The sequence below is a fragment of the Cryobacterium sp. Hh11 genome (assembly GCF_004404045.1).
In the GTDB taxonomy this organism is placed as follows: Bacteria; Actinomycetota; Actinomycetes; order Actinomycetales; family Microbacteriaceae; genus Cryobacterium; species Cryobacterium levicorallinum.
The window spans coordinates 58,124-65,706 of sequence record NZ_SOHF01000006.1 but is presented as its reverse complement, the minus strand read 5'-3'; the positions used below and the strand labels follow the sequence as shown (position 1 = coordinate 65,706).

7 protein-coding genes are annotated in these 7,583 nt (G+C 66.4%); 6 read left to right on the top strand and 1 reads right to left on the bottom strand.

Features of this window, described 5'->3' with window-relative positions; all coding sequences use genetic code 11:
• The 5 genes from E3T46_RS01970 to E3T46_RS01950 form a co-directional block, all read left to right on the top strand.
• On the top strand, nt 1-674 hold a 674-nt coding region (locus tag E3T46_RS01970), incomplete at its 5' end, for a (2Fe-2S)-binding protein (RefSeq protein WP_174845364.1).
• A 117-nt stretch (nt 675-791) separates the two neighbouring features.
• The gene (tatA, locus tag E3T46_RS01965) at nt 792-1,034 is read left to right on the top strand and encodes a twin-arginine translocase TatA/TatE family subunit (protein WP_134441652.1); all 243 of its coding nucleotides are present in this window, start codon (nt 792-794) and stop codon (nt 1,032-1,034) included.
• Nucleotides 1,035-1,075: 41 nt separating this feature from the next.
• Nucleotides 1,076-1,831, top strand: a complete 756-nt coding sequence (gene tatC, locus E3T46_RS01960) for a twin-arginine translocase subunit TatC (RefSeq protein ID WP_134472841.1) — start codon at nt 1,076-1,078, stop codon at nt 1,829-1,831.
• Nucleotides 1,832-1,982: 151 nt separating this feature from the next.
• Entirely contained in the window at nt 1,983-2,939 is a 957-nt protein-coding gene (locus E3T46_RS01955; protein WP_092451571.1) for a ferritin-like domain-containing protein, read from the top strand.
• A 48-nt stretch (nt 2,940-2,987) separates the two neighbouring features.
• Nucleotides 2,988-3,365, top strand: coding sequence for a DUF5655 domain-containing protein (locus E3T46_RS01950; RefSeq protein ID WP_134577257.1), 378 nt, complete (start codon nt 2,988-2,990; stop codon nt 3,363-3,365).
• Nucleotides 3,366-3,376: 11 nt separating this feature from the next.
• Here E3T46_RS01950 and E3T46_RS01945 read toward each other — a convergent pair whose 3' ends face one another.
• Nucleotides 3,377-4,963 (bottom strand): molybdopterin-dependent oxidoreductase, encoded by a 1,587-nt coding sequence (locus E3T46_RS01945; protein ID WP_134577256.1) that lies wholly within the window; start codon nt 4,961-4,963, stop codon nt 3,377-3,379.
• A gap of 112 nt (nt 4,964-5,075) precedes the next feature.
• Here E3T46_RS01945 and E3T46_RS01940 point away from each other — a divergent pair, with 112 nt between their 5' ends.
• Nucleotides 5,076-7,574, top strand: coding sequence for a DEAD/DEAH box helicase (locus E3T46_RS01940; protein WP_134577255.1), 2,499 nt, complete (start codon nt 5,076-5,078; stop codon nt 7,572-7,574).
• The last annotated feature ends 9 nt before the right edge of the window (nt 7,575-7,583 follow it).

Genomic DNA, 7,583 nt, shown 5'->3' with positions numbered 1-7,583 from the left:
CCCGCGCCGGCGATTCGACGGCGCCGCCGGCCGGCGGGCCGAGCGGCCTGATCGGTCCGGGCTGGCGCCAGGCCGACTGGCTCGCCGCACGATTCACCGCCGAGGTGCTGGGCCGGCCCGACACGGCGGCGCTCGCGGCATCCGCTTCGGCCGTCGTCATGCTCAAAGCCGAGGGAATCGACGTCGTCTCGGTCGGCAACACGTCTGCCGACCCCTGGGACCTTTCCGTCGACGACCACGCTGCGGGGTGTGCATCCGCTCCGCTGCACGTGTCGCAATGGGCCGACCCTGAGCACGGACGCTATGTGAAAATGGTCACCCGCGACGGCATTCTCGCCGGCTTCGTCTGCGTCGGGATGCCGCGCACGGCCGCCGAGCTGACCCTGCTGTTCGAGCGCGGCAGTGAGTTGCCGGCGGACCGCTCTGTCCTGCTGCGCTACGACGGACCGGACTACGAGCCCGAGGCTGGCAGCGCGTTCGCGCGGGACGCGACCGTGTGCTGGTGCAACGGCGTCACCGTCGGCGCCGTTGCCGACTCTGCCGAAGCCGGCAACACCACCATCGCCTGCATCGGTGCGGCCACTCGCGCCGGCACCGGATGTGGCGGCTGCAAAGCGCGGATCGGGGATGTTCTCGAGCGCTTCGCCGCGGCGACGGCCGAGTCAGCCAGCTGACGATGACCGGCTGGCAGAAACCTTACGGCCGCAGGAAATACTGAGCTTTTCCCGGATTTGTCGGTGCTGCGGCGGTTACGCTGCTGCACGACCGACTTGATTCGAAGGAGAATTCATATGCTGGGCAACCTGACCGGATGGCATTTTCTGATCATTCTCGTTGTGATCCTGTTGTTGTTCGGCGCTCCGAAGCTGCCGGGGCTCGCCCGCAGTCTCGGCCAGTCGATGAAGATCTTCAAGAGCGAGATCACGCCGGACCGCAACGGTGAAACTCGGCCGGCCGACGACACCGACGGCAGCACGAGCGCCCACAGCAGCCCCAGTACAGACTCGCGCGGCGCACCACACCCGAAAGCCTGATGGTGGTTCAGGGGGTGCGCAGCACTCCCGACAAGAGCAAAATGTCGCTCGGGCAGCATCTGCTGGAATTGCGCAAGCGCCTCTTTCTCGCCGCTGCCGGAATCCTGGTCGGTGCGATTGCGGGCTGGCTGCTGTCCGGATTCGTCTGGGACGGGCTGCGCGAGCCGATCTATGCCATCGTTCGGGCGCAGAACCGCAACGCGCAGATCAACTACCCCGACATTACGAGTGCGTTCGACCTGAAGCTGCGCATCTCGTTCTACGTCGGGTTGATCGTCTCGAGCCCGATGTGGCTCTACCAGATCTTCGCCTTTCTGGTCCCCGGGCTGACCCGCCGCGAGAAGCAATACACCTTCGGATTCTTCTTCTCGGCCGTTCCGCTATTTCTGATCGGCTGTGCGGCTGGCTGGTACGTGCTGCCGCACGTCGTCGAGCTCATGACGAGTTTTGCGCCGCAGCAGGACGCGGCGCTCATCAACGCCCAGAACTATTTCGATTTCGTGCTCAAACTCATGATCGCCATCGGCATTGCGTTCGTGCTGCCGGTGTTCATCGTGCTGCTGAACTTCGCCGGGGTGATCAGCGCCCGTTCGGTCATCAAATCCTGGCGGGTGGCCATCCTCGTGATCATTCTGTTCACCGCCATCGCGACGCCGGCCGCCGACGTCGTATCGATGTTCCTGCTCGCGGTGCCCATGGTCGCGCTCTACTTTGCCGCCTACGGCATCGCCGTGCTGCACGACCGCCGGGCCGCCCGGCGCCTGGCTCCCGTCGGAGCGGACGGGCTGCTGCTCTGATCGTGGATCAGCATCCGCTTAAAGCGCACGTACTCCTTATCGTTTGCTTACGTCCGTGTCCAGCCGTTGGGGCGATCTGTTTTGCGCGGGTAGGTTGACGAGGTCTGTTCAGACACGCTCGGCACATTCATACAAAGTCAGGAGAACAAGGATGTTCGATCAGGGTTTCATTACGAATGCGATCAACCGCAGTGCAGAGAATTCCACGGACCGCCGCAACTTTCTGCGGGCTGCCGGTGTGGCCGGCTTCGGCGTGGGAGCGGCGGTACTCGCCACCGGCGGTCCGGCGCTCGCGGCGGAAGCTGCCGTGGCACCAGCAGCCGCACCCAGCGACGCCTCCATTTTGAACTTCGCACTCAACCTTGAATACCTCGAGGCTGAGTTCTACCTGCGCGCCACGACCGGCAGCGGGCTGCCCGACGGTCTGACCACAGGAACCGGAACCCGCGGCGGGGTGACCGGCGGTCGCATGGTGCACTTCAAGACGGCCATTATCAAGAAGTACGCCGACGAGATCGCCGCCGACGAGAAGGCGCACGTGGCCTTCCTACGGTCAGCGCTCGGCAGCGTCGCCGTGTCCCGCCCCAAGATCAACCTCGATGCGAGCTTCACGGCTGCCGCCCAGGCGGCCGGGCTGGTCAAGCCGGGGCAAAAGTTCGACGTCTACGCCAACGAGGCGAACTTTCTGTTCGGTGCCTTCATTTTCGAAGACGTCGGAGTGACCGCCTACAAAGGCGCAGCGCCCCTGATCTCGAACAAGACGTTCCTGGAGGCGGCGGCTGGCCTGCTCGCGGTCGAGGCATATCACGCCGGTGTCATTCGCAGCACGCTCTACGCGCTCGGTATTGCCCTGCCGTCGGTCTACACGACCGCCCAGGCGATCTCCGATGTGCGCGACGCCGTCGATGGTTCGTCCGACCTCGACCAGGGCATTGGCAACGCGTCGAAGGCGAACCTCGTGCCGACCGATGCCAACGGTCTGGCTTTCAGCCGCAGCGCCGCCCAGGTGCTCAATATCACGTATCTCAACGCGGCCCCGGTGCGTTCGGGCGGGTTCTTCCCGGCCGGCGTCAACGGCGTGATCAACACGAGCGGGGCCAACGGCTAGTCGGTCGCCCTCGAACGGGGAGCGTCACGCGGCGCGGGACTTGCGCCAGTGCGCGGCAGGCGCACTCCGGCGCACCGGCGCAGCCCCCGCGCGACGGGTGGCGCGGGAGTTCTGGCCACGCCCGAACTCCCGCGTTTCGGCGCGTCTCCCGCGCACCGTGCTCGCCCGGCCTCACCCCGCTACCCGAATTCCCGCGTTCTGGCGCAGCCCCCACGCGTCTCGCTGCGGCGCCACAGGCCATTCGCCCTGATCGCAGCGGCGAGCGCCAAGCGCCTGCAGTTGGGCGTCAATCTGGCGGATGCCGCGCCCACCGACCGATTGCTGCTGGCCGGCGGGATGTGCACCCACACGGTGTCGGTGACGAGTCTCGCCGAGGTCGACCCGGAGCTGCTCGGCTGGCTGCGCGCCGCCTATGAGGGCAACTGACTCCGAATGAACTACGAGACAGACACCGAGATTTCGTGCAGTCCGGTGGCGCCGTCGGGGGCGACGTCGGCTGTGGCCGACGTTTGAACGAGGCCAGCGGCATCCGTTGCCCGCACCCTTACGGTGTGGTCGCCGGCGATGGCGTCGGTCCAGGTGTACGCCCACTGCCGCCAGGTGTCGACTGAGATCGCGTCGGCGAGCGTAGCGTCCTGCCAGGGGCCGTCGTCGATCTGCACCGCGACGGCGCTCACGCCCACGTGCTGGGACCAGGCGACACCGGAAATGACGACCGACCCGGCCGTAGCCGACGTTCCGGCACGCGGTACGTCGATGCGCGAGGAGACTTTGACCGGTCCGAGGGCGGACCAACCGCGCGGCGTCCAATAACCCTGCTCATCGGCGAAGCGCGTGAGCTTGAGTTCCACCACCCACTTTGTCGCTGACACGTAGCCATACAGGCCGGGTACCACCATGCGCACCGGGTAGCCGTGTTCGAGCGGCAGCGGTTCGCCGTTCATGCCGACCGCGAGAATGGCGTTGCGCCCGTCGGTCAGCGCCTCGATCGGGGTGCCGGCGGTGAAACCGTCCTGGCTTCGGGAGAGCACCATGTCGGCCCCGGTCTTCGGTTTCGCCCGGGCCAGCAGCTCGCGAATCGGATAGCCGAGCCAAGTGGCATTGCCGATCAGGTCGCCGCCGACATAGTTGGAGACGCAGGCGAGCGTCGTTGTGCTCTCTTCGAGCGGCAGGGAGATCAGCTCGGCGAAGTCGATCTCGACCTCGTTCTCGACCATGCCGGTGATCTTCAGCCGCCAGTCGCGCGGGTCGATGCGCGGCACGGTGAGGGCGGTATCGATGCGGTAGAAGTCGGCGTTCGGGGTGATCAGCGGGGTTATGCCCGCCACGTCGAGGCTCGCCCCCGCCGGAATGGTGGCCTGCCGAACGGATGCCGCTGGCAGCGTGAACAGCGCTCGCGCGGCATCCGCTGCCCGGGTCGCTGCGGCGCTGATCTGGCCGCCGGCCAGGGCGAGCAGCCCGATGCCGGCGGTCACGCCGGTGTAGACGAGAAACCGACGACGGTCAGGGCCGTTCAGGTCGCGGGGTGCGCCGGCCGGTTCCGGTGAGGACCGCGGCAACCGGGTCGTGAGAAGGGTCAGCGCGATCGCAGCGACCCCCATGGCGACGACGGCGGGCACCACGTCGAGGGTAGAGGCGCTCGAGCGGGACAGCGCCGCGAACAGGGCGATCCCCCCGATGAGTGCGACGAGCAGTCGGCCGAACGGCGGGCGCCGGCTCTCCAGGATTCCGGCGAGGGCGGCGAGTACCAGCAGCACGAGCACGATGGTGATGATCAGCACGATCTTGTCGGCCGTGCCGAACAGGCCGATCACCAGGTCTTTGACGCCGGCAGGAACGATGTCGATGACGAGCGCGCCGACCGTGAGTACCGGGCTCGCGCCGGGGGCGATCCACGCGGCAGTCAGCTCGGCCAGCCCGAGGCCAGCCAGCGCCGCGGCGAGCCCGGCAGCCGCCGGGCGCCAGAGTGACCGGGTACGACTTGGCGTGGCAACAGCAGCGGTGTCCGGGGTGACGTAGACCATGACGCCAGCCTAGAACGGGCTGCTGTGATTACCACCCAGCGGGGGGCGCAGGATCAGTTTCGTCAGACATCCGTCACATCTTGTGCGCGCGGTAGTGCAGTCTTGAGGGACTATGTCTGTGCTTGAACGCCTCGAAAACGAAACCGACCCCGACGTTCTCTTCGAGGCGTTCGAAAGCTGGGCGACCGAGCAGGGCCTCACCCTGTACCCGGCGCAGGAGGAAGCGGTCATCGAAATCGTCTCCGGTGCCAACCTCATTTTGAGCACACCGACCGGAACCGGCAAGTCACTCGTGGCTGTCGGGGCCCACTTCGCCGCGCTCTCGGCCGGCAAGCGAAGCTTCTACACCGCGCCGATCAAGGCCCTGGTGAGCGAAAAGTTCTTCTCCCTGGTGGAGACCTTCGGAGCGGAGAACGTCGGCATGATGACCGGCGATTCGAGCGTCAACGCCGACGCTCCGATCATCTGCTGCACGGCGGAGATTCTCGCCAACCTCGCCCTGCGCAACGGTGAGGACACCGAAGTCGACCTCGTTGTGATGGACGAATTCCACTTCTACGGCGACCCGGAGCGCGGCTGGGCCTGGCAAGTGCCGCTGCTGTTGTTGCCGCGGGTGCAATTCATTCTCATGTCGGCCACGCTCGGTGACGTGAAGTTCATCAGCGACGACCTGACCCGGCGCACCGACCGCCCGACGGCCGTCGTCACCGGGGTGGAACGCCCGGTCCCACTCAGCTACTACTACGAGCAGACGCCCGTGCACGAAACCGTCGAAGAACTGCTGCACACCGACAAGGCCCCGGTCTATATCGTGCATTTCTCTCAGGCGGCCGCCCTGGAACGCGCTCAGGCCCTCGCGAGCGCCAAGGTCGCCTCCCGCGAGCAGCGTGATGTGATCGCCGAACTGATCGGCGAGTTTCGGTTCACCACGAGTTTCGGCAAGACCCTGTCGCGGCTCATTCGCATGGGAATCGGCGTGCACCACGCCGGCATGCTGCCCAAATACCGTCGGCTGGTCGAGCAGCTCGCCCAGCGCGGCTACCTGCGCGTGATCTGCGGCACCGACACCCTCGGCGTCGGCATCAACGTGCCCATTCGCACCGTGCTGTTCACCGCGCTCACCAAGTACGACGGTGTGAAAATGCGCCAGGTCAACGTGCGCGAGTTCCATCAGATCGCCGGGCGGGCCGGGCGGGCCGGCTACGACACCGCCGGCACGGTCGTGATCCAGGCGCCGGAGCACGAGAGCGACAACCTCAAGGCCATTGAAAAGGCCGGCGACGACCCGAAGAAGAAGCGCAAGATCGTGCGCAAGAAGGCACCCGACGGCTTTGTGTCCTGGGGCGAACCGAGTTTTCGCCGACTGGTCGACGCCGAACCCGAGACCCTGTCGTCGAGCATGCAGATGACCGCGGCGATGCTGATCAACGTGATCGGGCGCGGCGGCGACGCCTTCGCGCACGTGCACTCGCTGGTCTTCGACAACCACGAACCGTGGCGGCGACAGCTGGTGCTGGCCCGGCGCGCGCTGGGCATCTACAAGACCCTCCGCGAAGCCGGAATTGTGGAGCAGAGCGCGAGCGGCAGCATCCGTTTGACCGTCGACCTGCAGGCCAACTTTGCGCTCAACCAGCCGCTCTCGCCGTTCGCGCTGGCCGCGTTCGAGCTGCTCGACCCCGAAGCGCCCACCTACTCGCTCGACATGATCTCGATTCTGGAGTCGACCCTGGACGACCCGCGGCCGGTGCTCATGGGGCAGCAGTTCGCCGCCCGCGGTGAAGCCGTGAATGCGATGAAGCGGGAAGGCATCGAATATGACGAGCGGATGGCGCTGCTCGAAGAGATCACCTACCCCAAGCCCCTCGAGGAGCTGCTGAACTACACTTTCGAGACTTACAAGGCCTCCCAGCCGTGGATCGCCGACTTCGAGCTGCGACCGAAGACCGTCGTGCGCGACATGTATGAGCGGGCCATGTCGTTCGGGGAATTCATCGCGTTCTACAAGCTCGCCCGCAGCGAGGGTGTCGTGCTGCGCTACCTGTCTGACGCCTACCGGGCGGCCCGACAGACCATTCCCGACGAGGCTAAGAACGAAGACCTCCTCGACCTGATCGAATGGCTCGGCGAGCTCGTGCGCCAGGTCGACTCGAGCCTGCTCGACGAGTGGGAGGAACTGCTGCACCCCGATCTCGCCGTGCACGCGGCCGAATCGCACGCGATTCTGCCGCCGCCGCCGCGCCGCCTCACCACCAACACGCGGGCCTTTCGCATTCTGGTGCGGAACGAACTGTTCCGCCGGGTGCAGTTGGCCGCGCTCGAGCACTACGACCAGCTCGGCGAACTGGACCGCGAGCACGGCTATTCCAGTGATGTCTGGGCCGAGGCGATGGACGGCTACTTCGCCGAGCACAATGAGCTGCTCACCGGCGGCAACGCGCGCAGCTCCGACCTGCTCATGATCGAGGAGGGCACCGAAGAGTGGACCGTGCGCCAGATTCTCGACGACCCGGCCGGGGACCACGACTGGGGCATCAGCGCGAGCGTGAACCTCGCCGACTCTGACGAGCTCGGCGAAGCCGTCGTGCGCGTCACCGGGGTCAACCGGCTGTAGCGCGGCTCC